This is a genomic window from Paludibacterium denitrificans (genome assembly GCF_009707705.1).
Taxonomy (GTDB): Bacteria; Pseudomonadota; Gammaproteobacteria; order Burkholderiales; family Chromobacteriaceae; genus Paludibacterium_A; species Paludibacterium_A denitrificans.
Map to the genome: position 1 here is coordinate 2,483,252 of NZ_WLYX01000001.1, position 22,601 is coordinate 2,505,852.

Genomic DNA, 22,601 nt, shown 5'->3' on the forward strand with positions numbered 1-22,601 from the left:
CCCCTAATTTAAATGTTATGGCTCGTCATGGTGCACAAAGCATGGTGATTACTTTGAATTTTCATGTTGATGTATTAAACCGCATTATTTTTTTATTGTTTAAAGATAACGATAAGATAAGTAATGATTTTTATAAAATAAGGTGCTAATCTTGGGCCGATTTTGCTGCCGTGTTCAGCGGGTAACGCTATATCGATAGCTATAGTTATGCATCATATATATCTATTGAAATCAATGGCTTGTTTTAGACTTTCGCTGCTGCAGTGCAGCGCTGAGTTGGCAGTCAGGCAGTGGTGAATACAAGGTGGTGGGCGGCAAGCAGCGGGAAGCTTGCCTGCTCAATGTTTATACCAAAGGGATATTTTTTTGGGGTGTCATCTCCCCATTGTGGGTAGTGCAGATTTGCATAAGAGAGGCGGACTGATTAACTTCTACACGCTCGATTTAGTCACTGTAGCTCAGGGCTATGTTGTGCGCTTTCCGTCGTTTCCCGCCTTGATAACATGGATTTTATCATCCTGCTTGTATCAGCCCCGGTTTTTATAAACTGATTCGGGATGTGTGTGGGCGCAGAAAGCACCCCGGTAAGAGGAGCCACTCAATTCCTCGGTATTGGAAACATTATAATTACGATGATTACGTCTATGCAGGATCAGCCCGATTCCGACGCACCAAGGATTTCCGTTTCGCCAGATGCCTCTGCCAGTAGTGACTGCCAGTCCTGCCGCAGTGGCGAGTCGATATGCCGGAAAGCCTGTCAGATATCCTGGGCCTACATGGTGCAAAGCCTGAGCCGGTTGTATCACGAGTTTGATGGCGATTTCCTGTTGCCGTTGATTCTCGGTGAGGTCTACATGCACAGCACGCGTAATTACCAAACCGGTGATGACAAGCATCACCATGCTTCGCTGCTGGCTACCAACCCGTTTTCCATTTCAGAAGTGACTGGCATTCCCCGTGAAACCGTGCGTCGCAAGATTGCGAAACTGGTGGCTGACGGCCGTCTGGAATATCGTCCCATAGCGGTATTGTCATGACCGAGCAGGGCATGGATTATTTGTGCTGCCTGATCAAGGATGGCGTGCAAGCCTCTCTCATTGAAACCGGGGAACGTCTGAAATCGTTACAGACGACTGGCGTTCAAACAGATACCCCGGCTACCTGAGCTGTTAAGTTGTGACCGTTGGCGGCAAGAGTGCACCTGACGGATTCTGCCTGATGTGTGATACAGCCCCTGTTACCGGTTCGTCCCGGTTGCCTAGATGTGCCGCCCTGTTTGACCCTCGTCATTTCTCCATACATCGCCTGCAACACTTTGGGGTATCTGCTGCCTTGCAAATTCCTGTGTGCATCCCGGGTTGGCTGCGAGGTTTGCCTTCTTTATTTCTGTGACTGAACAATAAAAAAACCGGCAGGATGCCGGTTTTGCGGTGAGTGGGCTGTCGTGCCCTGTTCTTACAGCCTGAGATCATTAATGACGGCAAAGATAGGGGAGAGCATGGCCTCGCCCAAACGCAAGCTGCGCTGGCCGTTCCACCCGTAGTCGTCATCAGGCAGGTTGGCATTGTCCTTGAACGGCATTTCCAGCGTGAAGGCCGGGCAATTAAAGTGATTGCCCACCCAGTTGGTTGCCAGTGCCAGATTGGCTTCGCCGGGGCATCTTTGGCGTAGCCGAACTCGTCCTGAAAATCCGGGCTGGAAAGCTGCAGGTAGTGTTTGAACTTTTCTTCCTGCAGGCGAATCCGTTCGCTGTAGGACGGCACGCCTTCGGTACCGGCGACAAAGACATAAGGCGTGGACTCATCGCCGTGAATGTCCAGAAACAGATCGACGCCGGTTTCCTGCATTTTTTCCCTTACGGCCAACACCTCCGGGCTTGCCTCAAGCGATGGCTGTTCCCATTCCCGGTTCAGGTTGCTGCCTGCCGCGTTGGTGCGCAGGTTACCCAGTACCGAACCATCCGGATTCATGTTGGGAACCACGTAGAACGTTGCTTTATCCAGCAGCGCGCGGGATGTTGGGTCGAGAGGGTCGAGCAGGCGATTGAGGAAGCCTTCGACAAACCACTCCGCCATGGTTTCACCGGGGTGCTGGCGGGCGATGACCCAGACTTTCAGGTCCGATTCGACCTCATGGCCGATGGTCAGCAAATTGATGTCGCGGCCTTGCAAGGTGCTGCCGAGGTCGGTCACCTGACACAGGCCGGAGCCTTGTGCCGGCCGATCAGATTGAGGTGCTGCTCGTAGGAATAGGGTTCAAAGTAAGCGTAGTAGACGCTGTTGGCCAGCGGTACATGCTCGATGGTCAGTACTTCGCCATCATAGTGGGTTGGCACCCGGAACCAGTTGATGCGGTCGTACGAGGCCATGGCCTGATAGTTGACCCAGCCTTCCGGATAGGCGCAATCACTGGCATTGAGAAAGCGCAGCGTGCAGGTCTGGTAGGCTGCCCCTTGCAGCCGGAAGTAGAACCATTGCGCAAATTCAGAGGCATTATCACGAGGAATACGTAATTGGATATCTTCCGGGTCGTTAATGGAAACGATTTCAATGCTGCTTAAGCGTCAAAATTGCTGCTGATTTTCATGCGAATGGAACCTGTATGCCTGATGCTGACTCAAGGTGAGAGATTGTAATCCTGTCTGTTGCCGTTGGCACCACGCCAACAGCAAAAACCCCGCCAAAAGGCGGGGTTGGGTGTGTTAAATCCGGTCAAGAGATCAGGCAGCAGTACTGCCACGTTTGGTGGCGGTCTTGACGGCGTCAGCGGTGGCGCTGGAGGCGGCTTTTACGCTGCTGTCAGTAAATTCTGCCACTTGCTGGGCGGCTTTGCTGAAGCTGTTGACGGCGGCAGCGGCGGCAGCAATGCTGGTTTTCACGGCATTGAGGGCAGCATCGGAACCGGACGGCGAGCTTTTGGCCGCGGTTTCAATGGCGCTGATCAGCGATTTGTTGAAGGTGCCCAGATTTTCTTCGGCCAACTTGGCCAGTTCGGTCTGGGTGGTGGACAGGATTTCATAGACGCCGCGGGAGTTGGCAACCGCTTTGTCGATGCTGCGGCTGGCCAGCTTGTTCAGCTGGTTGAAAGCGTCCTGAGGATCGGTCGCGGCGGCCGGTCCTTGGCGGCCTGTACGTTTTCTTCCAGCGACTGCTTGGCGCTGTCCAGGTTGAATTTAAACAGCCGTTCGGTACCGTCCAGAGAAATCTGGGCAAAACGCAGCGCGTTTTCGAAACCGGTCAGCGAAAATTTGGTAAATTGATCATTGCTAGCAACCATGTTTTAGACCCTCATTTTGTTGGACTACGATCAAGAATATTTACAAACTCTGATATCGCACTGCACAATGACGATTAAATCTAGCACGCCATCTCAAGAGCGTGTAGTTGTTTTACTCTAGTCTGTTGTATTTATGATAAAAGTGCTCCACCCAACACCACGACAATAAATAATTCAGGAGTGTGACATGAGTGTTGAAAAGCGGGTCATCAAGAAGTACCCGAACCGCCGGTTGTACGATACGGCAACGAGTTCTTACATCACGCTGGGCGATGTAAAGCAACTGGTCCTGGATAGCGTTGATATTCAGGTGGTGGATGCCAAGACGCAGGAAGACATTACCCGCAGCGTACTTTTGCAGATCATTCTGGAAGAGGAAAACGGCGGAATGCCGATGTTCAGCCACGAGGTGCTGACGCAGTTTATCCGTTACTACGGGCAGGCCATGCAGGGCATGATGGGGCCGTTTCTGGAGAAAAACCTGCAACTGTTTTCGCAACTGCAAGAGAAGATGCAGGCGCAGACCAAGGCCATGTATGGCGATAACCCGGTGTTCAATGCCAATTTGTGGGGCGAGTTCATGAAGTTCCAGGGCCCGGCCATGCAGAGCATGATGTCGAGCTACATGGAACAAAGTTCCGGCATGTTCATGGACATGCAGAACCGCATGCAGGAGCAGGCGAAACAATTGTTTGGCGGCTTCAATTTCCCGGGCTATGTGGCGCCGGAGCAGGGTAAGCAAGAGAAAGAGAATTGAGCGGACGGCACGCCGGGCGTTAACCGGGCGTGCAGGTCGGTACAGCAGTATCAACCGGAAGGCGGCTTACCGTCTTCCGGTTTTTTCATGTCTGGCGCGTGGCGGGGCTAGCAGATGCGCGGCAGGTTTTCCCCGTTGAGCCAGTCCAGCAAGCGCTCGCCGCCAAAGCGGGTTTTCGCGCGCACAAAGCCATGGGCGTCCGCTACCACATGGCCAATCCGTGCCGCCTCGCGCCCCAGTGGATGGGCGCGCAGAGCGGCCAAGGCGCTGTCGGCATGCTCCGGCGCACAGATGGCGACGAGCTTGCCTTCATTGGCGATGTAGAACGGGTCCAGCCCGAGTAATTCGCAGGCGGCACGGACTGCTGGCTGTACCGGCACGGCCTGTTCGTCCAGCAGCATGCCAACTCCGGATTGTGATGCCAGTTCGTTGAGCGTGGTGGCCAGCCCGCCGCGCGTGGGGTCGCGCATCAGGCGCAGGCTGGGGCAGTGTGCGATCAGGTTGGCCGAAAGGGTGTGCAGCGCCGCGCTGTCGGACTGGATGGTGCTGTCAAAACCCAGATGCTCGCGTTGCGACAGGATGGCCATGCCGTGGTCGCCGATGGTGCCGGACAGCAAAATGGCATCTCCGGGGCGGGCCTGATCGTGCTTACCAGCTGGACTCCCTCGGGTACCACGCCGATACCGGTGGTGTTGATGAAGACGCCATCACCTTTGCCGCGTTCCACCACTTTGGTGTCGCCGGTAACAATGGCCACGCCAGCCGCTCGCGCCGCGTTGGCCATCGATTGCACGATACGGGCGAGGTCCGCGAGGGGAAAACCTTCTTCCAGAATGAACCCGGCGGACAGGTACAGCGGCCTGGCACCACCCATGGCCAGATCGTTGACGGTGCCGTGTACCGCCAGACTGCCAATGTCGCCACCGGGAAAGAACAGCGGCGAGACCACGTGGCTATCGGTGGCGATGGCGAGGCGGCCTGCTACGGGCGGCACGATGGCCTGATCGTTGCCTTGTGCCAGCCAGCTATTGCCGAAGTGGGCGACAAACAGCTGCTGGATCAACTGGGCCATGGCACGGCCGCCGCTGCCGTGGGTGAGTTCTACCCGGCCATGGCGCAAGTCGAGTTGGCGGATCGCTGGAGTTTGCAGGGGCATGTTCATCGGCAGGGCGATTCCGTGATGATTGGCGCGAAGCGGCCATAGTGATAATAGGCGGCACAGGCGCCCTCGCTGGAGACCATGCAGGCCCCCAGTGGATGGTCCGGGGTGCAGGCGGAGGCAAACACCTTGCAGTCGCGCGGTTGTTTTTGTCCGCGCAGGATGGCGCCGCACTCGCAGGCCTTGTGATCGGCTACGTGCGGTATCGGCAGATCAAAGCGCTGCTCGGCATCAAATTCGGCATAGTCGGGATGAACAGCCAGTGCCGACTGCGCAACATGGCCCAGCCCGCGCCATTCAAAAGACGGGCGCAGGGTCAGGGTTTCCGCCATCAAGTCGAGGGCCTTGCGGTTGCCGTTTTCGCTGACGGCGCGCGTGAACTGGGTTTCTACCTCGGCCCGACCCTGATTGATCTGTTCCACCAGCAGCAGGATGGATTGCAGCACGTCCAGCGGTTCGAAGCTTAAGCAATCACCACCGGTTTGCCATAGTCGCGGGCGATGCTGGCATAGGGCGCGCTGCCGATGACGGTGCTGACGTGGGAAGGGCCAATGAAGCCATCCAGCGCGACGGCATCGTCGGAGCTGAGCAGGTGGCGCATGGCGGCGGGGGGTGAGGACGTGATTGCAGAACAGGCTGAAATTGGTCAGCCCCTCGACCCGGGCGGTTTTCAGGGCGACGGCGCTGGGCGGCGTGGTGGTTTCAAAGCCGATGGCAAAGAACACCACGGGCTGTTGTGGATGTTCGCGGGCAATTTGCAGGGCATCGTTGATCGAATACACCACGCGCACGTCAGCGCCTTGGGCGCGGGCGCGATAGAGCGTCATCTGCCTAGCTGGCAGGCAGGCGCAAGGTGTCGCCATAGCTGCACAGGATGACGCGATGGCGCAGGGCGAGGTCGATGGCGGCATCGATACGGCCAATCGGTAGCACGCATACCGGGCAGCCGGGGCCGTGGATCAGCTCGATGTTGGCCGGTAGCAGCGCGGTCAGGCCATAGCGTGTAATGGCGTGTGTGTGGCCGCCGCAAAATTCCATCAGGCGGTAACGGCGATCGGGCTGCACGCTGGCATGTAGGCGGCGGGCGAGGCCGTGCGCCAGTTCCGTCGCGCGAAATTCATCAACGTATTTCATCAGGCGACCCCAGTTCGGCCAACTTGTGCATCAGTTGCAGCGTGGCCTGTGCTTCATCCGGGTCAAGTTTGCCGATGGCGTAGCCGACATGCAGGATGACGTAATCGCCAACCTGTGCGTCGTCAATCAGCGCCAGCGAGATGACCCGATGGATGCCATCGACCTCCACTGCGGCCATAGCGTCGGCCAGCAGGGCAGTAATGCGTACCGGAATGGCCAGACACATCGTCAGCTCCTTTGTGTGGCACGCCACCATTGGCGCGCTATCCAGGCTTGACCCAGACTGATGCCACCGTCGCCGGGCGGCAGGGTGTGTGGCAGATAAACGCGTAGCCCGGCCTGTGTCAGTGCCTGCCGCAGCCCGCGATGCAGGCGGCGATTGGCCAGACAGCCGCCGCCCAGCACGATGAGTGTGAGGCCGGTGGTGCGCGCGGTGCGGACGAGCCAGTCGGCCAGTGCCGCGATCAGCGTACTGTGCCACAGGCTGGCAATGGCCGTGGCGTCGTTGAGCGTCAGCAGGTGGCGTGCCAGTGGGCTTAAATCCAGTTGGCTGCGCCCGCTAAGGTTGGCCGAAATCACCCACCCCTGCGCCAAGGGCGGGCAGCTCTGAGCCAGTGCTTCCAGCTGTTGCGCCGCCTCGCCCTCGAAGTGCTGTTGCGGGCAGCGGCCGGTCAGCCCGGCGATGGCATCGAACCAGCGGCCGAGGCTGCTACTATCCGGGCAATTGAAGCGCCGGTTGAGTTGTTGCTGCAATAGTGCGTAGCCCGGGTGTGCCGTCAGGTGGGGTGGCAGCGGGCCGGGTTGCCCGAGTTGATGCCACAGGCCAACCGCCATGCGCCACGGCTCGCGCGCGGCGCGGTTGCCGCCGGGCAGCGGTAGTGTGGCAAGGCTGCCCAGATGCCGGTAACCGCTGCCTTCCAGTTGCATCAGTTCTCCGCCCCGGGCGGCGCCGTCGTCCCCCAGCCCGAAACCATCCAGCACCAGCCCCAGCGCGGGTGCCTCCAGTGCATGCTCTGCCATGACGGCGGCCAGATGGGCATGGTGGTGTTGCACCGCCAGCAGCGGGACGTGCCAGTGTTCGGCCAACCTTTCTGCCAGTTGGCTGGCGTAGCTGTCGGTTTGCCGGTCACAGGCGATGACGGCGGGCCGGATATTGGTGCCCGCCAGCAGGCGCTCCACCGCCTGATCTAACGTCACGCAGGTTTGCGGGTGATCCAGATCGCCGACATGCGTGGAAAGCCGGGCTTCGTGGTCACACATCAACGTCGCTGTGTTTTTCAGATAGGCGCCCAGCGCCAATACCGGCGGCCCGCCGTGTGGCAGCGGCAGTGGCTCGGGGGCAAAGCCGCGCGCCCGGCGGTGGAACAGCGGCGCGCCATCCACCACGGTCAGCACGCTGTCGTCGCTGCGCGTGACGATGTCACGATCATGCAGTAGGAAGGCATCGGCGATGTCGGCCAACTCGGTTAGCGCGGCGTGGTTATGGGTGACGGTGGGGGCGCCGGAGCGATTGGCGCTGGTCATGACCCACACGACAGGCTGGGCCTCGTGGCGCCAATCGTGCCCGGCAGGGTAGCCGAGTGCGGCATGCAGCAGCAGCCAATGCAGCGGCGCTGGTGGCAGCAGCAGGCCGAGTTGCCCCATGTCCGGCGCGATGCTTAAGCCAGCATGGCGTCGCTATGTGGCTGTTTGTCCAGCAGTACGATGGGGGTTTCGCGCGCATCTAGCCAGTGAGCCTCGGCATCGTTTACCTGCGCCCATTGGCGAGCTGACGCAACATTCGGCACCAGCAGCGCCAGCGGTTTGGTGGGCCGTTGCTTGCGGGCGCGCAGGCGTGCCACGGCATCCGGCTGGCGCGCGTCGCACAGCAGATGGAAGCCGCCCAGCCCCTTGACCGCGACGATGGCGCCGCGCTGGATCAGGCGCACGGTTTCGGCAATCGGCTCGCCCGCTAGCGTGGCCGCGCCGCTTCCCAGTAGCTGCAATTGCGGGCCGCACGCCGGGCAGGCCAGTGTCTCGGCGTGAAAACGCCGGTTGGCCGGGGCGGTGTAGTCGCTCTGGCAAGCCGGGCACAGCGCAAACCGTGCCATGCTGGTGTGGGCGCGGTCATAGGGCAGGCGATGGCTGATGCTGTCGCGCGGGCCGCAATCGGTGCAGGTGATAAACGCATGGCCGTAGCGGCGGTTGCCCGGCTCGAACAGCTCGTTCAGGCAGGCCGGGCAGGCGGCGCTGTCCGCGGGGAGCCGGGCGCATCCGCCGGGGTTCGCTAGCGGTAATGTCAAAGTCGGATTCGTCGGTGCGTACCGGCAGGGAATGTGTCTCAAGGTGGCTGATAGACGCCAACGGCGGTAGCGTTTGTTGCAGCTGCTGGTGAAAGGCGGACAGAGCGGCCGATGGCCCTTGTATTTCCAGCGTGACGCCGTCGCCGCTGTTGCACACAAAGCCGCTGAGCTGGCTGGCGTGAGCCAGTCGCCAGACAAATGGCCGGAACCCGACGCCCTGTACCCGGCCGTGTATCCGCAAGCGCTGTCGTTCCATCACTGTTGCTGTTGTGCCATCTGTGCTGCGGCGCGATCGGCATGTGGCCGATAGGCCATGGCTGGGCGTTGACTGGCCCGGGCGGCCTGTACGCCTTGTTGCAGCCAGTCCAGCCACGCGTCCAGTCCTTCACCACTTTGTGCCGACAGCTGCAGCACGCGGATGGCGGGATTGACTTGCCGGGCATAGGCCAGACAGCGCGCCACGTCGAAATCCAGATGGGGCAGCAGGTCGATCTTGTTGAGTAGCAGCAAATCGGCGGCGGCAAACATGTCGGGATATTTGAGCGGTTTGTCTTCGCCTTCGGTCACCGACAAGATCACCACCTTGTGTGCTTCCCCCAGATCAAAGGCGGCCGGGCAGACCAGATTGCCTACATTCTCGATCAACAGCAGGCTACCTTGGGTCAGCTCCAGCGCTGCCAGCGCCTCGCCAACCATGTGGGCGTCCAGATGACAGCCTTTGCCGGTGTTGATCTGGATGGCCGGGGCACCAGCGGCACGGATGCGTTCGGCATCGTGGCTGGTTTGCTGATCGCCTTCGATCACCGCGCAGGGGGAGAGACGGGGACAGCCGTCTGATGGTTTCGGCCAACAGGGTGGTTTTGCCCGAACCGGGGCTGGAAACCAGATTGATGGCAAATATCCGTTGTTCGGCCAACTTGCGACGGTTGGCGCTGGCCAGCTGGTTGTTGCGGCCCAGAATATCCTGCTCGATTTTGACCATGCGTGCTTAAGCGACAACCCCGGCGCATGAGCGTGAGCGGGCCCGCTACCGTAGTCCAGTCTCCCGCTGTCTGGCCGGGAGGCTGGCGCCGTGGCATGCGCGGAAGGTGGGCGGTCCGGTGGGTGTTGCTGCCCGCCGTGCGCCCGGTAAGGATATTTCACTCCCGTTCCGCTTGCCCCCTCGCTGAGAGCCTGCCCTTGGCCGCAGCCACAAACCGTGCACATTGTTGTCTCCCGATAAGTGTTGACGATGAGGCTTTTCCGCTCATTCTACTTCCAGCTCGCACACGCGCATGGCATCGCCACCCTGAATCTGTAGCGGGTAGTGGCCGCACTGCGGGCAGGCATCCAGCCGGCTATGCACGATCAGCGTCTGCTCACAGCGAGGGCAATGGCCTTGGCCCGGCTGATGCCGAATATGCACGCGCGCGTCAGCCGCCAGCGTATCGAGCTTGATGGTTTCCGGGCAAAAGTCGAGCGCCTCGGCATCGACACCGGCCAAGTCGCCAATTTCCAGCCAGAGTTGTTTGACACACGTAAAACCCTGCGTGACGGCCTGTTGTTCCAGCAGCAAGATGATTTCTTCGGCCAACGTCATTTCATGCATGATGGGCTTTCGTTAGTCGGTACCAGCGGCGCCATGATTATCCTATAGCCTACATTGATTATTCGCAGCAGAGCGGGTGATCCGTGTTTCTCATTGTTTTATCAGGGTTTTTCCTGATCACCTTGGGCGGGCGATTATGCCAAGCTGTCACGGTAAATCATTTGTGTCATAGTGCGGGCTGGTTGGAAGTATTGTTAAGCCGCATTGCGGGGCGTTAGTTTTCAAAACTGTCCGGACCCCATTAACCTTAATCAGCCGATAACCCAGCAACCATCGTTACAATAGGGCGCTAAACCATGGTGAGCATTTTGAGGTTAAACCTAAGTAAACCTTGATCTATTTCCCTATCATGGTTATTAGCTCTGCCGTTATAATGATGCACAAATTATTAATTGTTGTTTAAGGTCTTTGTTCCATGTCCCCGTTGATGCAGTCGATTGAGCACATACTGTCAGCCGAGATACTCAGTTGTCGGCCGGACACCCCGGTCAGTGAGGCTGCCCGTAAAATGCTGGATGCCAATTGCGGCTCCATCATCGTCATGGCCGACGACGGCATTCCGCAAGGGGTGTGGACCGAAAGCGATGCCGTCAAGGTAGACCTGGGCGACGATAACGGCCGCAGCCGCCCGGTGTGTGAGGTGATGAGCAAGCCGATCATTACCCTGCAGCACGACGTTACCGTGCACCATGCCCTGGGCGTCTTCCGCCAGAGCCGAATTCGTCACGCGTTGGTAGAGAAGCATGGGCAACTGATCGGTGTGCTGTCGTTGTCCGATGTGATCCTCAATCAGGATACCGAAGCCTTTCTCGGGGTGAAGCGGCTGGACATGCTCAATAGTCCGGAAGTCTCCATCCTTTCCCACGCCGATACCCTGCAAACCGCGCTGCGCGAGATGCGGGATCATGATCTGTCGGCGGTGGGCGTGCTGTTTCCTGATCAGAGCTACGGCATCCTGACCCAGCGCGATGTGGTACGCCTGCTGGCACATGATGATACCAATCGCCTGATTGGCACGGTTTGTACCCGTCCGGTGCTCGGCCTGCCACAGTCGGCCAGCCTGCTGCAGGCCCGCCGCATGATTTACCAGCACCAGATTCGCCATCTGGCTGTCTTTGACTCCTTAAAGCAAGCTGGTGCAGATCGTCAGCTTTCGCGAAATCATCCAGAGTATTGAGCACGAATTCCTGTTGGAATTGCATGGCGCCTTGCGCGAGCGTGACGAGGCCCTGCTGCAATCGAAGCAGAACCTGCTATTGGCCGACAAGGTATTCGAGGCCACCATGGAAGGTATCGTCATTACCGACCAGAGCGGCGTCATCCAGACGGTCAACCCGGCATTTGTGCGCATCACCGGCTATTCCCGCGAGGAAGCGGTAGGGCGGACGCCTACCATTCTCAAGTCCGGCAAGCAACCGCGTGAATTCTATGAGTACCTGTGGCGTTGCCTGATCAAGGATGGCGCCCGGCAGGGCGAAGTGGTCAATCGCCGCAAGAACGGCCTGCTGTATACCGAACACCTCAGTATTACCGCCATCCGCGATGACAGTGGCGAGTGTCGCCATTACGTCGCCGTGTTTTCCGACATTACCCAGCGCAAGCAGGCGGAAGAACGCCTGCATTTCCTGGCCAACCATGATGCCCTGACCGGCCTGCCCAACCGCACGCTGTTTATCGAAAAACTGCAGGCAGCGGTGGAGCAGGCGGCGCAATATAACCGCCGCGTGGCCTTGATGTTTGTCGATCTGGACCGTTTCAAACTGGTCAACGACACCTTGGGCCACCATGCGGGCGACGAGTTGCTGACCCGGATTGCCTCGGAGCTGCGCCGTGTGGCACCGCAGCTGGCTACCGTGGCGCGCTTGTCCGGCGATGAATTCACCATCCTGCTGGATAACGTGGTGTCGGTGCAGCAAGTAGCCAGCCGTGCCCAGAGTATTCTGGACGCCGTCTCGGCCGTGGCGGTGGTGGCCGGACAGGAAGTGTTCATCTCCGCCAGCGTCGGGATTGCCATGTACCCGGATGATGGCGCCGCCGCCGATGCCTTGCTGGCCAATGCGGATACCGCCATGTATCGCGCCAAGGAGCGGGGCAAGAACACCTTCCAGTTTTACACGGCAGACATGAACGCCCGCGCCATCGAGCGGCTCAAGCTGGAATACAGCCTGCACCGCGCACTGGCACAACACGAACTGGAGTTGTGGTATCAACCCAAGGTGGAGTTGGCCTCCGGGCGCATCGTCGGGGCTGAGGCGCTATTGCGCTGGCGTCATCCGGAGATGGGCATGATCCCGCCAAGCCAGTTCATTCCCATTGCCGAAGACAGTGCCCTGATCGTACCGATTGGCGAATGGGTGCTGGATACCGCCTGTGCCGATATCCGCCACTGGCAGGATAGCGGGCTGTCCTCTGGCCGTGTCGCCGTCAATGTTTCCGGCTAAGACGGTTGAAAAACCCCAGCTTTGTCGACACCGTCGCCAGCTTGTTGACGCAATATGAACTACACAATTCCGTGCTGGAGCTTGAAGTGACGGAAAGCCCGGTGATGGATGAAACCAGCGGCATGATCGATTTGCTACGGCGGCTGCAGCAACTGGGGATTTATCTGTCGATTGATGATTTTGGTACCGGTTACTCTTCGCTGTCCTATCTCAAGCGTCTGCCCGTGCATGGCCTGAAGATTGATCAGTCCTTCATCATGCATCTGCATCAGGACCGCGACGATGCGGCCATTACGCAGGCCATCATTTCCATCGCGCGCAGTCTGGGTCTGGATGTGGTGGCCGAAGGGGTGGAGCTGGAGGCGCAGCGGCAATTCTTGCAGGAGCAGGGCTGCGTGTGGGCTCAGGGCTTCCTGTTCAGCAAACCGGTGCCGCGTCAGGAGTTCGAGCGGCTATTGCGCGCGCAGCAAGCGTAACCGGCGGAGCAAAGTTGGCCGAAAAGACAGCCAAGTTGACATGCCCAAGCGGATCAGCATAAAAAAACCGGAGCCATGTGCTCCGGTTTTTTTGTCTGGCGTTCGGCCAACTTAGCCGCCGATCTTGTCCTTGCCGCCCATGTAGGGACGCAGCACGGTCGGGATGGTGACGCTGCCGTCGGCGTTCTGGTAGTTTTCCAGCACAGCCACCAGCGTACGGCCCACGGCCGGGCCGGAGCCATTGAGAGTGTGCACCAGCTGGTTCTTGCCGTTTTCGTCCTTGAAGCGGGCCAGCATGCGGCGTGCCCGGAAGGCTTCGCAGTTGGAGCAGCTGGAAATCTCGCGGTACGTGTTCTGTGCTTAAGCAGCCACACTTCCAGATCGTAGGTCTTGGCGGCAGAGAAGCCCATGTCGCCGGTACACAGCGTGATCACGCGGTACGGCAGTTCCAGTGCCTTGAGGATGTTCTCGGCATGGCCCACCATCTCTTCCAGCGCCGCGTAAGAGTTGGCCGGGTTTTCGATGCGCACCATTTCCACCTTGTCGAACTGGTGCTGGCGGATCATGCCGCGGGTATCACGACCATAGGAACCGGCTTCGGAGCGGAAGCAGGGCGAGTGCGCGGTCATCTTGATCGGCAGCTCGTCAGCCTTGAGGATGCTGTCACGCACGGTGTTGGTCAGGGTGATTTCCGAGGTGGAAATCAGATACTGCGCTTGTGCCGCCGCTTCGCCGCCACGTTCGACGCGGAACATGTCTTCGGCAAATTTCGGCAGCTGGCCGGTACCGTACAGCACGTCGCTATTGACGATGTAAGGGGTGTAGTGTTCGGTATAACCGTGCTCACCGGTGTGGGTGTTGAGCATGAACTGCGCCAGCGCGCGGTGCAGGCGGGCCATGTCGCCACGCAATACGGTAAAGCGGGCGCCGGACAGGCGGGCACCGGTTTCGAAATCCAGACCCAGCGGCGCACCAACATCGACGTGGTCTTTGACTTCGAAATCAAAGGCACGCGGTACGCCCACACGGCGTACTTCGACGTTGTCGTTTTCATCCTTGCCGACCGGTACGGATTCGTGCGGCAGGTTGGGGATGCTCATCAACCACAGATCCAGCCGCTGTTGTACGGCGGCAAAGGCTTCTTCCGTGGCCTTGAGTTCATCGCCCAGCGTCGCCACTTCCGCCAGAATGGCGCTGGCGTCTTCGCCATTGCGTTTGGCCAGACCAATCTGTTTGGAGGCGCTATTGCGCTTGGCTTGCAGTTCCTGCATGCGGGTTTGCAGGTTCTTACGTTCGACTTCCAGTTGGCCGAACGCTTCGGTATCCAGCGTATAGCCACGGCTGGCCAAGCGGGCAGCGACGGCGTCCAGATCGTTACGGAGCGATTGAATGTCTAGCATGGAAAATCCTGATGATATTTAAGTGTCTTGCTTGTTCCGGGCTTGCGGTTCCGGCGGCTGTGTCTTGTTGGCGGTCTTGCCGACCGCTTGGCGAAACTGTCGCTGCCACGCCGTGTTGCGGTACCTGCCATCCTGGCCGCGGTTTTACCCACAACAACAGAGTGTAATGCCATGTGTTGCACGCGTGCGGGCATCAGCAATGTGCTGCAATGCTCAAGTGTACCGGCAACCGACAGGCTTTGTCCTGTCTGTTGCTTACCAGACGCGCATTATAAGCGCTGGTGGTGCGCTTGTAGATGCTGATGGCGACCTGCTGTGCTTGAGAGGGCGGTCAGGGTGAGGGGAGGGTGTACTCTGTAGGCGGCGTTGCGGCAGGCCGTGGTGGCCTGCCCGGTGTTATTGAGGAGGCTTAGCTTTTCAGCGGAATGCCACCCATGGCCGATAGCCTGGATTGATAGGACAGCACCTGTTTCAGATCGCGGCGAAATACCGGGAAATAAAACAGCGCGGGAAGGCCGACGCCGATCAGCAGGCTGTTACTGGTCGACAGCAGGGATGCAACCAGAGGCAGCATGCAAAGCAGCCCCAGTACCGGTCCGATCAGGCTGCGTTTCCAGAAATAGGTTTTGCCATCGGCCAGACGGATGCCAATCAGCATTTTACCGTTGAGAAACAGCGTGACCTCTTCACCCAGCCCGCGTCCGATATAGTCGCTCAGGCTTTTCGCAGTGCGGACTTTTTGCAGGATGGTGTCGCCAATCTCGATGGAGTTGTAATGGACAAAGGATTTGCCCACCGGGTTTTGATGGTTGTGCCGGAGCCCAGCATTTTCAGTCTGCCGTTGATTTCTTTCATGGAGTGATCCCGAGCTGATTGGAAGGAAACAAGGTGGCGGCCACTATCATTGCAGCGCCAGTGCTGCGCCTGCTTTTACACATTTGGGCAGGGAGCGGCTGGCAAAGGTACTGAGCATGCCGCAGCGGTAACTCTTGCTGCTGATGCTGGTGTTGTAATGGATGTGCGTGCCGTTGAAACCGTCATTCTTGGTAATGTTGGCGACTTTGACGGCGCTGGTGGTGGCAATGAGTAAGTGGCGCAACATGACGGGTCCCGATGATTGATCGCATGGCCAGAGGCTGCCGGGCTCGGATGTTTACCCAAAACCGGTTGCCTCGCTACGGGCGCTATTTCAAAGGATTCCATGTTGGCCGGTAACTATAAGAACTTATAGGCCGGATATCTGCAGGCAGGATTCAGGGCTTGATCAGCCCCAATGCAATGGCGCGCGCCACCGTCTGGGTGCGGGTGCTGGTATGCAGCTTCTTCTTAAGCATTACTGATGTGAAAAATTACCGTGGCCTCGGCTACATTGAGGATGCGGGCAATTTCCCATGAGGTCTTGCCTGCGGAAACCCAGCTTAGGCATTCCTTTTCCCGCGGTGTCAGGGTGACGGAGCGGGTGAACATATTGTTGGTGAGTGCCAGCCGGGTAACGGCTTCGTGCAAATGGGCCAGCAACATATAGCCCGCCCAGCTGTGCCTGGATATTGCGCTTGTCTGCCGCGGTATTGCTGTCGGTGGTCAGGCTGAAAATCGCCAGCTCACTATTTTTGCCGATCACCGAAAAGGTGGCGCCAGTCAGCAAGCCGTGTTCGCTGGCTTCATCAAACATCTGGCGTACGGTGTGGTCCTCAGGTTCTGGTTGCAGATGCCACACCACCGGGATGATGGAGCGCGAGCAATGCCGGACCAGTGGGTCGATTTCAATGTAGTTCTGTGCTTGGTAGCGGTTGAACCAGCTTTCCGGATAGCTGGAAATTACGCCACCATGCTTCTGCTCCGTGCCGTCAAAGATAAAGCGGGCGGGTTCACCATTGGGTTTTACCGGCGCGTGGGCGCCATAGTGGAATGATGAAAAGCCAAAATGCTGGCTGGCATGCAGCAGTGCCCCAGTCAGTTCTGCAATGCTGGCGGCGTGGAGGATGTTTTCGAAGGGATAGATCTGGGCTGACACCGGGTATCTCGCTATTTATGTTTATGACGAGATGGTAATGGATGCGCCGGTATTTGCCAAAAGCCCGGCGGTGGTGCTTTGGGCCAGATGTGACAACAGCACCCGCAGGTGCTGTGTTCATCGGCCAAATGCTATCTGTTGGGGATTGCCCGTGCGGGCCTATTTCTTTTTAGCTTCCTCATCCCACTTGCGTAGCAGGGCAAGCTTCTCTCCGATCTTGCTTTCCAGCCCGCGTGGCACCGGCTGATACCAACCGGGCTCTGCCATGTCTTCGGGCAAGTAGTGTTCCCCGGCGGCATAGGCGTTGGGTTCGTCGTGGGCGTAGCGGTACTCATGGCCATAGCCCAACTCTTTCATGAGTTTGGTCGGCGCATTGCGCAAATGGATGGGAACCTCGCGGCTCTTGTCCTGACGGATAAAGGCGCGGGCCTGATTATAGGCGTTGTAACCGGCATTACTTTTAGCGGCCACGGCCAGATAAATTGCCGCCTGTGCCAGCGCCAGTTCACCTTCCGGGCTGCCTAGCCGTTCGTAGGTGTCAGCAGCATCCAGCGCTACCCGTGCGGCGCGTGGGTCGGCCGAGGCCAATGTCTTCCCATGCCATGCGTATCAGGCGCCGGGCCAGATAGCGCGGGTCGGCCCCGCCATCCAGCATGCGGGTTAGCCAGTACAGCGCGGCATCCGGGTTGGAGCCGCGTACCGATTTGTGCAGGGCCGATATCTGGTCGTAGAAGGCATCGCCGCCCTTGTCGAAGCGGCGAGCGTTGACGGTCAACACTTCGCCCAGAAAGGCGGTGTCGATTCGGCCAACCTTGCGCGCCAGCGCGGCGGTGCGGGTCTGCTCCAGCAGGTTAAGAAAACGACGGGCGTCGCCATCGGCATAGCCGGTGAGCGTGGCGATGGCGTTGTCGTCAAACTCCAGTCCTTCCAGCGCACCGTGCTGCTGTGCGCGGGTAAATAATTGCTGCAGTTCGGCGTCGCTCAAGGCTTGCAGCACGTAAACCTGTGCCCGCGACAATAGCGCGGAGTTGACTTCGAACGACGGGTTCTCGGTAGTGGCACCAATAAAGGTGAGCAGGCCGGATTCGACAAAAGGCAAAAAGGCATCTTGCTGGCTCTTGTTGAAACGGTGAACTTCATCGACAAACAAAATGGTTTGTCGGCCATTGCGCTGGAGCGCGGCCTGTGCCTTTTCTACTGCTTCGCGAATGTCCTTCACGCCGGAAAACACCGCCGACAGCGGGATGAATTCGGCATCAAAGCTGTGTGCCAGAATCCGTGCCAGCGTGGTCTTGCCCACGCCGGGAGGGCCCCACAAGATCATGGAGTGCAAGGCTTGCGCTTCGACCGCCGAGGCGCAGCGGTTTGCCGGGGCCGATCAAGTGCTGCTGGCCGATGACGTCGTCCAGCGTGGTGGGGCGCAGTGCTTCGGCCGGGGTTTTTTCGGTTCTTGGTGAAATAGGTCGTTCATGGCTGGTCCAGCGACAGGGCTACACAGAAGCCGCAATGCATGGCGTGAGTGTAATGCATCAGACGGCTTACGTCAGATCGAGCCTTGTGCGCGGGCGGTGCCGCCAGCGGTTTTCGGCCAACCTTGGCCGTGCCTAGCGTGCGGCGGTGGCGACGATCTTGCCGTTCCACAGCGAGGCCAGTGCTGGCAAGTGGCGGGCTTCCACCGCCATTTCGACGGAACCGACCACTTTCTGCGGTTGCGGCGTGCGGCTGGCATCACGGCCAAGGCGTACGCACAGCGGGCTGGTGATGTTGTCACTATGGTGCACAACGATGGCGCTGCCGCCGTGTTCCAGCTTGACGAAGCTGCCGGGCGGATACAGCCCGATTTCCTTGATCAGGCAGTCGGTCAGTTGGCTATCGGTGAGGATGTCGCGTTGCTGAAACAGCTGCGCCATGGCATTGCGCGGAACGAGCGAGCGACGATAGTGGCGCGGATGCAGGCGGGCCATGGCCACGTCGGCCACGTGCAGGATATGGGCATAAGCACTGATCGCCTCGCGTTCCAGCGCAAACGGATAGCCTTTGCCGTTCCAGCGTTCGTGATGTTCGATGATCGCCAGATGCCAGACGGGATCTTCAATATTGGCTTCGCGCAGGATGGCGGAGCTGGCCAGCGGATGCAGGTGCAGCTGATTGACTTGCAGGGTGGAAAGCGGTGCCGCCCGGCGGTTGAGTTCATCCTGTAATTCCACCATGGACACGTTCATGGTCAGCCCGGCGCACACCAGTGTCTGGCTGTCTTTGTCTGTCATGCTCAGGCGCGAGGCCGGGCGGGCGATCAACACGGCAACATGCACGGCATGAGCCTGTGCGTAGCTGGCATAAGGCAATAGCAGGCTGGCGGCCAGCGTGGCTTCGGGAGCGTGGTTGGCGCTGCTGATCAGCCGTGTGGCCAGCTTGCGTACCTGTGCTTCGGCGTCATCCAGCTCCAGCAGGCGAGGCGTTAGCCAGCCCAGATATTGATAGGCCCGGTGGTAGAAGTTGAAACGGGTCTTGAATGGCTTCGTTCGGCGCTGTCGGCGGCGGAGCGGCCTTGTCATGAGTGCCTTGCGCCAGCAGGCGTTGTTTTTCGGCGGGCGTTAGCCGGAATTCAATATCGTCCGTCTGAATCAGACGATTGCGAATATATAGCGATTCCGGCAAATGGTGCGGCAAGACTGGGGCTCCGTAAAAGTTGTGCAATGAGTATACGAACTCTGTTTGCGCTTGTGTTGAATCGCCCGGAGATTTTATTCCCCTGTCTTTGACAGGGTTTTTGCCGTTGCCGCGGTGATAATTGATCGTGATAGATGCCGATTTACCGCCTGCAGGTTGGCCGAAAGAGGGCGGCTGGTTTGGCCTCTCGTCCGGTTTGGGTGTACCGTAAACCGATATGCCTGCTTAAGCAAGGCAGACGTAATCACAGGAAAAGAGGCGCATCATGAAGTCTTTGGGGCGACTGGTTTTGCTTGTACAAGATTACGATGAAGCTATCGCGTTCTATACAACCAAGCTGGGTTTTGAGGTCGTGGTCGATATTCATACCGGTGAGCGGCGCTGCGTGCATTTGCGGTTGCCCACGCAGCCGGATGTCGCATTGTGGCTGGTGTTGGCCGAAACAGCGGCGCAGCGTGCCCAAGTCGGCAAGCAGACGGCAGGGCAGCCCTATGCTGTGTTTTATACCGACGATCTGGCGGCCGATTATGACCAGCTGGTAAGCAAGGGCGTGGAGTTCGTGCGCGCGCCGGTGTATGACATTACCGGCGGCGTTGCACACTTTGTTGACTTGTACGGCAACGAGTTCGTCTTGATCGAACTACCAACGCTATAAGGACCGGTTACCGACCGGTCATCCATAAAAAAACGCCACGGTCACGTGGCGTTTGTCATGATGGAAGAGGGCACAATCAGTCCCCGCTTACCACATCCACCCCTTTGGGTGCGCTGAAACTGAAGTGGCTGCTGGCTATGGCCGGATTTTTTTGCTGGCCGGTGAAGCTGATGTGCGTGGTATTGCCAAAGCTATCGGTCAACTCCATCTCCACCAGCATATTCGCCTGAAAGCCCATGCGAATGGCGCTGAAGGTGTTGTCGGCTTTCTTAGGGCTAGCAACCAGCCATTCCACCGCACCTTTCTTGTAAAGCTTCTTTCAGGCGGTAATCGCGTTCAATGGCGTTATTGCTTAGCCAGTAATGCGGCCGGGCTGCTGCCCAGTGCGGCATTCAGCGATTTCTTGGTAACTTGCGCCAGCTCCTTGTCGTAAATCCACAAGGTTTTGCCGTCACCGACAATCAGCTGTTCGTAAGGCTTGTTGTACTCCCAGCGAAATTTGCCGGACGGGAAATCTCCAGCCGCTGGTTTGTTCATGCTTGTTCTTGGCGCTGACGGTTTGACTGAAGTTGGCCGAAAGCGTCTTGCTGCTGGCGACAAACGCCTTCAGTTGGGCGATGGCCGCCGCATTGGCTAAGCAGCGTCAGAACGCAGGCCAAAGCGGCTATCACAAATTTTTTCATGAGCAGGTATTAACTGAACCGGTTGGTTATCGGGTAGCGCCAGTCCTTGCCAAAGCCGCGATGGGTGACACGAATGCCCACCGGCGCCGGCGGCGCTTGTATTCGTTGATCTTGAGCAACCGCACCACTTTGCGTACATCTGCTTCAGCAAAGCCCATGGCGATGATGTCATCTGCCGACAGGTTGTCTTCCACATAGTGCTGCATGATGGCATCCAACGCATCGTAAGGCGGCAGACTATCTTGGTCCTTCTGATCCGGGCGAAGTTCCGCAGACGGCGGACGGGTAATGATGCGCTCCGGAATCACCTCTCCAATCGAATTGCGCCATTGGCACAACTGGTAGACCAGCGTTTTGGAGACATCCTTCAGCACGGCAAAACCGCCAGCCATATCGCCATACAGCGTGGCGTAACCGGTAGTCATCTCCGACTTGTTGCCGGTGGTCAGCACCAGCTTGCCGGTTTTGTTGGACAACGCCATCAGCAGCGTGCCACGAATGCGCGCCTGCAGGTTTTCTTCGGTGGTGTCTTCGGCCAACCCGGCAAAGGAGGGCGCCAGCGCCTGAATGAACTGCTCATACATCGGCCAGATGGCTATCTCATCGTACTTCACCCCTAGCTTACCAATCATGTCGCGCGAATCGGTCACACTGATCTCCGCGGTGTAACGCGACGGCATCATCACCGCATGCACTTTGTCCGCCCCCAGCGCGTCCACCGCCACCGCCAGTGTCAGCGCCGAATCCACCCCGCCAGACAAGCCCAGCAATACACCGGGGAAACCATTTTTGGTGATGTAGTCATGTACTCCCACAACCAGCGCGCGGTAAACGCTTTCCACCGGGCCGGGCAGAGCGGCTTTGCTCGCTGGCTGCAGATCGCCAGCGCTATAGTCAACCAGCAGTAGCTCATCCTGATACGACGCGGCCTGAGCGACGATCTCTAGCCCTTGTTGATGGCAAACGAAGCCCCGTCAAAAACCAGCTCATCCTGCCCTCCAACCAGATTGGTATAGGCAAACGGCAAGCCGGTTTCCTCAACACGGTAACGAACAACATCATGCCGCGTTTCAACCTTGTTGCGATGGAAAGGCGAAGCGTTTAGCACCAGCACCAGTTCCGCCCCGGCATCTGCTAGTTCGGCCGCCGGATCGACTGACCACACGTCTTCGCAAATCAGAACGCCAACCTGCGTGTCGCCCTGTTTGAATACCAGTGGCGCCGCACCCGGGGTGAAGTAACGGCACTCGTCAAAGACCTCATCGTTTGGCAACAGCATCTTGTGGTATTGCCCCAGACGATGCCCGTCACGCATGACCGTGGCCGCGTTGAAGCACTCATTGCCCAGCTTCACCGGGTGTCCAACCACCAACGTGATGCCATCCAGCTCCAGCAAATCATCCAGCGCGCGATTGCAGGCGCGGTAAAAGCTGTCGCGCAACAACAAGTCTTCCGGGCTGTAGCCGGTCAGGGCCAGCTCCGGCGTGATCAGTATGTCGGCACCCTGAGCCATGGCCTGATGTGCCAATTGCAGGATTTTTTGGGTATTACCAGTAATGTCGCCCACTACCGGATTGAACTGGGCCAGCGCAATACGCATCGTGATATGAACCGCCAAGGAAATCGAATGAATGCAAGTTTACCTTATGGCTAGCGCCCTAGTCATGGTGCCAACTGGCTGAGTTAAAACATACGGTAGCCACGAAGCTGTTCCGGGCTGCATAACTGAATGAATGACCACGGCCATCTCTGGCTAGAAACGAGTGCGAGTGCCGCAGACCGATAACTATGGGCGAGCTAAGGTCACCAAGAAAACGGCAAATGGCAAAAAAAGCTTGCGTCCACCGCCGTTGACTTATATACTGCGCAGCCTCTGAGGGCAAAACGGCTAACAGCCAGCACTCAGAAAAGTTCTGGAGAGGTGGATGAGTGGTTTAAGTCGCACGCCCGGAAAGCGTGTTTAGGGTAATACCCTAACGGGGGTTCGAATCCCCCCCCTCTCCGCCAGATATCTACATTAAAGCCCTGATTTTTCAGGGCTTTTTTGTTGTCTATTGATTTTGTCC

The 22,601-nt window shown here is 58.4% G+C and carries 27 protein-coding genes, 1 tRNA gene and 7 pseudogenes; 8 read left to right on the top strand and 27 right to left on the bottom strand.

Going from position 1 to position 22,601, the window contains the following annotated elements:
- Positions 1-632: 632 nt before the first annotated feature.
- Both GKE73_RS16035 and GKE73_RS24005 read left to right on the top strand, forming a co-directional pair.
- A complete protein-coding gene (locus tag GKE73_RS16035) occupies positions 633-1,037 on the top strand; it encodes a hypothetical protein (protein ID WP_230370726.1) in 405 nt (134 codons plus the stop codon).
- Positions 1,034-1,165, top strand: coding sequence for a hypothetical protein (locus GKE73_RS24005; protein WP_280954983.1), 132 nt, complete (start codon positions 1,034-1,036; stop codon positions 1,163-1,165). Before GKE73_RS16035 ends, GKE73_RS24005 begins: the two co-directional genes overlap by 4 nt.
- Before the next feature lie 290 nt (positions 1,166-1,455).
- Here GKE73_RS24005 and GKE73_RS16040 read toward each other — a convergent pair.
- The 4 genes and pseudogenes from GKE73_RS16040 to GKE73_RS16050 form a co-directional block, all read right to left on the bottom strand.
- Positions 1,456-2,586, bottom strand: a pseudogene (locus GKE73_RS16040) (M14 family metallopeptidase).
- Positions 2,587-2,719: 133 nt separating this feature from the next.
- Positions 2,720-2,980, bottom strand: a complete 261-nt coding sequence (locus GKE73_RS16045) for a hypothetical protein (protein WP_230371564.1) — start codon at positions 2,978-2,980, stop codon at positions 2,720-2,722.
- Between the two features lie 45 nt (positions 2,981-3,025).
- Positions 3,026-3,076, bottom strand: a pseudogene (locus tag GKE73_RS25010) (hypothetical protein); the annotation flags it as partial.
- Complete coding sequence (locus tag GKE73_RS16050) at positions 3,073-3,276, bottom strand: phasin family protein (RefSeq protein WP_280954984.1); 204 nt, start codon at positions 3,274-3,276, stop codon at positions 3,073-3,075. The pseudogene GKE73_RS25010 and the gene GKE73_RS16050, both read right to left, overlap by 4 nt.
- Positions 3,277-3,463: 187 nt before the next feature.
- On the opposite strand from GKE73_RS16050, the gene phaR reads away from it, so the two are divergent.
- Positions 3,464-4,033, top strand: coding sequence for a polyhydroxyalkanoate synthesis repressor PhaR (gene phaR / locus GKE73_RS16055; RefSeq protein ID WP_230370727.1), 570 nt, complete (start codon positions 3,464-3,466; stop codon positions 4,031-4,033).
- A gap of 107 nt (positions 4,034-4,140) precedes the next feature.
- On the opposite strand, the gene GKE73_RS24010 is transcribed toward phaR, so the two are convergent.
- The 11 genes and pseudogenes from GKE73_RS24010 to GKE73_RS16100 form a co-directional block, all read right to left on the bottom strand.
- Positions 4,141-4,620 (bottom strand): HypE family hydrogenase expression/formation protein, encoded by a 480-nt coding sequence (locus GKE73_RS24010; protein ID WP_280954985.1) that lies wholly within the window; start codon positions 4,618-4,620, stop codon positions 4,141-4,143.
- Positions 4,530-5,195: an AIR synthase related protein gene (locus GKE73_RS24015; RefSeq protein WP_280954986.1), complete on the bottom strand. Its 666-nt coding sequence runs from the start codon at positions 5,193-5,195 to the stop codon at positions 4,530-4,532. The genes GKE73_RS24010 and GKE73_RS24015 overlap by 91 nt, the downstream gene beginning before the upstream one ends.
- Positions 5,192-6,019: a HypD family hydrogenase formation protein gene (locus tag GKE73_RS26695; protein ID WP_230370728.1), complete on the bottom strand. Its 828-nt coding sequence runs from the start codon at positions 6,017-6,019 to the stop codon at positions 5,192-5,194. The genes GKE73_RS24015 and GKE73_RS26695 overlap by 4 nt, the downstream gene beginning before the upstream one ends.
- A 4-nt stretch (positions 6,020-6,023) precedes the next feature.
- Positions 6,024-6,326 (bottom strand): HypD family hydrogenase formation protein, encoded by a 303-nt coding sequence (locus tag GKE73_RS16070; RefSeq protein WP_230370729.1) that lies wholly within the window; start codon positions 6,324-6,326, stop codon positions 6,024-6,026.
- A complete protein-coding gene (locus GKE73_RS16075) occupies positions 6,313-6,552 on the bottom strand; it encodes a HypC/HybG/HupF family hydrogenase formation chaperone (protein ID WP_230370730.1) in 240 nt (79 codons plus the stop codon). Before GKE73_RS16075 ends, GKE73_RS16070 begins: the two co-directional genes overlap by 14 nt.
- A gap of 2 nt (positions 6,553-6,554) precedes the next feature.
- Entirely contained in the window at positions 6,555-7,970 is a 1,416-nt protein-coding gene (locus tag GKE73_RS16080; protein WP_280954987.1) for a Kae1-like domain-containing protein, read from the bottom strand.
- A gap of 14 nt (positions 7,971-7,984) precedes the next feature.
- Positions 7,985-8,608 carry a Sua5/YciO/YrdC/YwlC family protein gene (locus tag GKE73_RS16085; protein ID WP_280954988.1) on the bottom strand — a complete coding sequence of 208 codons (624 nt, stop codon included), beginning with the start codon at positions 8,606-8,608 and terminating at the stop codon, positions 7,985-7,987.
- Between the two features lie 52 nt (positions 8,609-8,660).
- Positions 8,661-8,864 (bottom strand): annotated as a pseudogene (locus GKE73_RS24020) (acylphosphatase); the annotation flags it as partial.
- A complete protein-coding gene (gene hypB, locus GKE73_RS25015) occupies positions 8,864-9,412 on the bottom strand; it encodes a hydrogenase nickel incorporation protein HypB (RefSeq protein WP_312854489.1) in 549 nt (182 codons plus the stop codon). The gene hypB and the pseudogene GKE73_RS24020, both read right to left, overlap by 1 nt.
- A gap of 198 nt (positions 9,413-9,610) precedes the next feature.
- Positions 9,611-9,814: pseudogene (locus GKE73_RS27045) on the bottom strand (hydrogenase nickel incorporation protein HypB); the annotation flags it as partial.
- Positions 9,815-9,854: 40 nt separating this feature from the next.
- Positions 9,855-10,196: a hydrogenase maturation nickel metallochaperone HypA/HybF gene (locus tag GKE73_RS16100; protein ID WP_230370732.1), complete on the bottom strand. Its 342-nt coding sequence runs from the start codon at positions 10,194-10,196 to the stop codon at positions 9,855-9,857.
- Between the two features lie 415 nt (positions 10,197-10,611).
- On the opposite strand from GKE73_RS16100, the gene GKE73_RS16105 reads away from it, so the two are divergent.
- Genes GKE73_RS16105 through GKE73_RS24025 form a run of 3 tightly spaced genes read left to right on the top strand, consistent with a single transcriptional unit; the run spans position 10,612 to position 13,113 of the window.
- Positions 10,612-11,373, top strand: coding sequence for a CBS domain-containing protein (locus tag GKE73_RS16105; protein ID WP_230370733.1), 762 nt, complete (start codon positions 10,612-10,614; stop codon positions 11,371-11,373).
- The gene (locus GKE73_RS16110) at positions 11,333-12,637 is read left to right on the top strand and encodes a putative bifunctional diguanylate cyclase/phosphodiesterase (protein WP_312854490.1); all 1,305 of its coding nucleotides are present in this window, start codon (positions 11,333-11,335) and stop codon (positions 12,635-12,637) included. The genes GKE73_RS16105 and GKE73_RS16110 overlap by 41 nt, the downstream gene beginning before the upstream one ends.
- A gap of 5 nt (positions 12,638-12,642) precedes the next feature.
- Entirely contained in the window at positions 12,643-13,113 is a 471-nt protein-coding gene (locus tag GKE73_RS24025; RefSeq protein ID WP_280954989.1) for an EAL domain-containing protein, read from the top strand.
- Positions 13,114-13,224: 111 nt separating this feature from the next.
- On the opposite strand, the pseudogene serS reads toward GKE73_RS24025, so the two are convergent.
- The 8 genes and pseudogenes from serS to GKE73_RS16145 form a co-directional block, all read right to left on the bottom strand.
- Positions 13,225-14,513 (bottom strand): annotated as a pseudogene (gene serS, locus GKE73_RS16115) (serine--tRNA ligase).
- Positions 14,514-14,922: 409 nt separating this feature from the next.
- Positions 14,923-15,309, bottom strand: coding sequence for a hypothetical protein (locus GKE73_RS16120; protein ID WP_230370734.1), 387 nt, complete (start codon positions 15,307-15,309; stop codon positions 14,923-14,925).
- A gap of 105 nt (positions 15,310-15,414) precedes the next feature.
- Positions 15,415-15,615, bottom strand: a complete 201-nt coding sequence (locus GKE73_RS16125; protein ID WP_230370735.1) for a hypothetical protein — start codon at positions 15,613-15,615, stop codon at positions 15,415-15,417.
- Between the two features lie 224 nt (positions 15,616-15,839).
- Positions 15,840-16,034 carry a helix-turn-helix domain-containing protein gene (locus GKE73_RS26080; RefSeq protein ID WP_376767374.1) on the bottom strand — a complete coding sequence of 65 codons (195 nt, stop codon included), beginning with the start codon at positions 16,032-16,034 and terminating at the stop codon, positions 15,840-15,842.
- Positions 16,035-16,065: 31 nt separating this feature from the next.
- Positions 16,066-16,527, bottom strand: a pseudogene (locus GKE73_RS16130) (autoinducer binding domain-containing protein); the annotation flags it as partial.
- Positions 16,528-16,686: 159 nt separating this feature from the next.
- Positions 16,687-17,998 (bottom strand): annotated as a pseudogene (locus tag GKE73_RS16135) (replication-associated recombination protein A).
- Positions 17,995-18,168 (bottom strand): hypothetical protein, encoded by a 174-nt coding sequence (locus tag GKE73_RS16140; protein WP_230370737.1) that lies wholly within the window; start codon positions 18,166-18,168, stop codon positions 17,995-17,997. The pseudogene GKE73_RS16135 and the gene GKE73_RS16140 overlap by 4 nt, the downstream one beginning before the upstream one ends.
- On the bottom strand, positions 18,132-19,082 hold the full coding sequence (locus GKE73_RS16145) for an HD-GYP domain-containing protein (RefSeq protein ID WP_230370738.1): 951 nt from the start codon (positions 19,080-19,082) through the stop codon (positions 18,132-18,134). The genes GKE73_RS16140 and GKE73_RS16145 overlap by 37 nt, the downstream gene beginning before the upstream one ends.
- Before the next feature lie 380 nt (positions 19,083-19,462).
- Between GKE73_RS16145 and GKE73_RS16150 the strand changes: the two genes are divergently transcribed.
- Positions 19,463-19,852 (top strand): VOC family protein, encoded by a 390-nt coding sequence (locus tag GKE73_RS16150; RefSeq protein WP_230370739.1) that lies wholly within the window; start codon positions 19,463-19,465, stop codon positions 19,850-19,852.
- A 76-nt stretch (positions 19,853-19,928) separates the two neighbouring features.
- Here the strand turns inward: GKE73_RS16150 and GKE73_RS24030 are convergent, their stop codons facing one another.
- The 4 genes from GKE73_RS24030 to GKE73_RS16165 form a co-directional block, all read right to left on the bottom strand.
- Complete coding sequence (locus tag GKE73_RS24030; RefSeq protein ID WP_312854491.1) at positions 19,929-20,147, bottom strand: outer-membrane lipoprotein carrier protein LolA; 219 nt, start codon at positions 20,145-20,147, stop codon at positions 19,929-19,931.
- 50 nt (positions 20,148-20,197) lie between these two features.
- Entirely contained in the window at positions 20,198-20,389 is a 192-nt protein-coding gene (locus GKE73_RS24035) for an outer-membrane lipoprotein carrier protein LolA (RefSeq protein WP_280954990.1), read from the bottom strand.
- A 172-nt stretch (positions 20,390-20,561) separates the two neighbouring features.
- On the bottom strand, positions 20,562-21,377 hold the full coding sequence (gene nadE / locus GKE73_RS16160) for an NAD(+) synthase (RefSeq protein WP_230370740.1): 816 nt from the start codon (positions 21,375-21,377) through the stop codon (positions 20,562-20,564).
- Positions 21,378-21,478: 101 nt separating this feature from the next.
- Positions 21,479-22,135: a nitrilase-related carbon-nitrogen hydrolase gene (locus tag GKE73_RS16165; RefSeq protein WP_230370741.1), complete on the bottom strand. Its 657-nt coding sequence runs from the start codon at positions 22,133-22,135 to the stop codon at positions 21,479-21,481.
- Between the two features lie 315 nt (positions 22,136-22,450).
- Between GKE73_RS16165 and GKE73_RS16170 the strand changes: the two genes are divergently transcribed.
- Positions 22,451-22,542: transfer RNA gene (locus tag GKE73_RS16170), tRNA-Ser, on the top strand.
- Positions 22,543-22,601: the final 59 nt, after the last annotated feature.

Bases quoted from the DNA above. Each gene is read 5' to 3' on its own strand.
- GKE73_RS16035 (WP_230370726.1), top strand. From the start codon at position 633: ATGATTACGTCTATGCAGGATCAGCCCGATTCCGACGCACCAAGGATT.
- GKE73_RS24005 (WP_280954983.1), top strand. From the start codon at position 1,034: ATGACCGAGCAGGGCATGGATTATTTGTGCTGCCTGATCAAGGATGGC.
- GKE73_RS16050 (WP_280954984.1), bottom strand. From the start codon at position 3,276: ATGGTTGCTAGCAATGATCAATTTACCAAATTTTCGCTGACCGGTTTC.
- phaR (WP_230370727.1), top strand. From the start codon at position 3,464: ATGAGTGTTGAAAAGCGGGTCATCAAGAAGTACCCGAACCGCCGGTTG.
- GKE73_RS24010 (WP_280954985.1), bottom strand. From the start codon at position 4,620: ATGGCCATCCTGTCGCAACGCGAGCATCTGGGTTTTGACAGCACCATC.
- GKE73_RS24015 (WP_280954986.1), bottom strand. From the start codon at position 5,195: ATGAACATGCCCCTGCAAACTCCAGCGATCCGCCAACTCGACTTGCGC.
- GKE73_RS26695 (WP_230370728.1), bottom strand. From the start codon at position 6,019: ATGACGCTCTATCGCGCCCGCGCCCAAGGCGCTGACGTGCGCGTGGTG.
- GKE73_RS16070 (WP_230370729.1), bottom strand. From the start codon at position 6,326: ATGAAATACGTTGATGAATTTCGCGCGACGGAACTGGCGCACGGCCTC.
- GKE73_RS16075 (WP_230370730.1), bottom strand. From the start codon at position 6,552: ATGTGTCTGGCCATTCCGGTACGCATTACTGCCCTGCTGGCCGACGCT.
- GKE73_RS16080 (WP_280954987.1), bottom strand. From the start codon at position 7,970: ATGGGGCAACTCGGCCTGCTGCTGCCACCAGCGCCGCTGCATTGGCTG.
- GKE73_RS16100 (WP_230370732.1), bottom strand. From the start codon at position 10,196: ATGCATGAAATGACGTTGGCCGAAGAAATCATCTTGCTGCTGGAACAA.
- GKE73_RS16105 (WP_230370733.1), top strand. From the start codon at position 10,612: ATGTCCCCGTTGATGCAGTCGATTGAGCACATACTGTCAGCCGAGATA.
- GKE73_RS16125 (WP_230370735.1), bottom strand. From the start codon at position 15,615: ATGTTGCGCCACTTACTCATTGCCACCACCAGCGCCGTCAAAGTCGCC.
- GKE73_RS26080 (WP_376767374.1), bottom strand. From the start codon at position 16,034: ATGTTGCTGGCCCATTTGCACGAAGCCGTTACCCGGCTGGCACTCACC.
- GKE73_RS16145 (WP_230370738.1), bottom strand. From the start codon at position 19,082: ATGACAAGGCCGCTCCGCCGCCGACAGCGCCGAACGAAGCCATTCAAG.
- GKE73_RS16150 (WP_230370739.1), top strand. From the start codon at position 19,463: ATGAAGTCTTTGGGGCGACTGGTTTTGCTTGTACAAGATTACGATGAA.
- GKE73_RS24035 (WP_280954990.1), bottom strand. From the start codon at position 20,389: ATGAACAAACCAGCGGCTGGAGATTTCCCGTCCGGCAAATTTCGCTGG.
- GKE73_RS16165 (WP_230370741.1), bottom strand. From the start codon at position 22,135: ATGCGTATTGCGCTGGCCCAGTTCAATCCGGTAGTGGGCGACATTACT.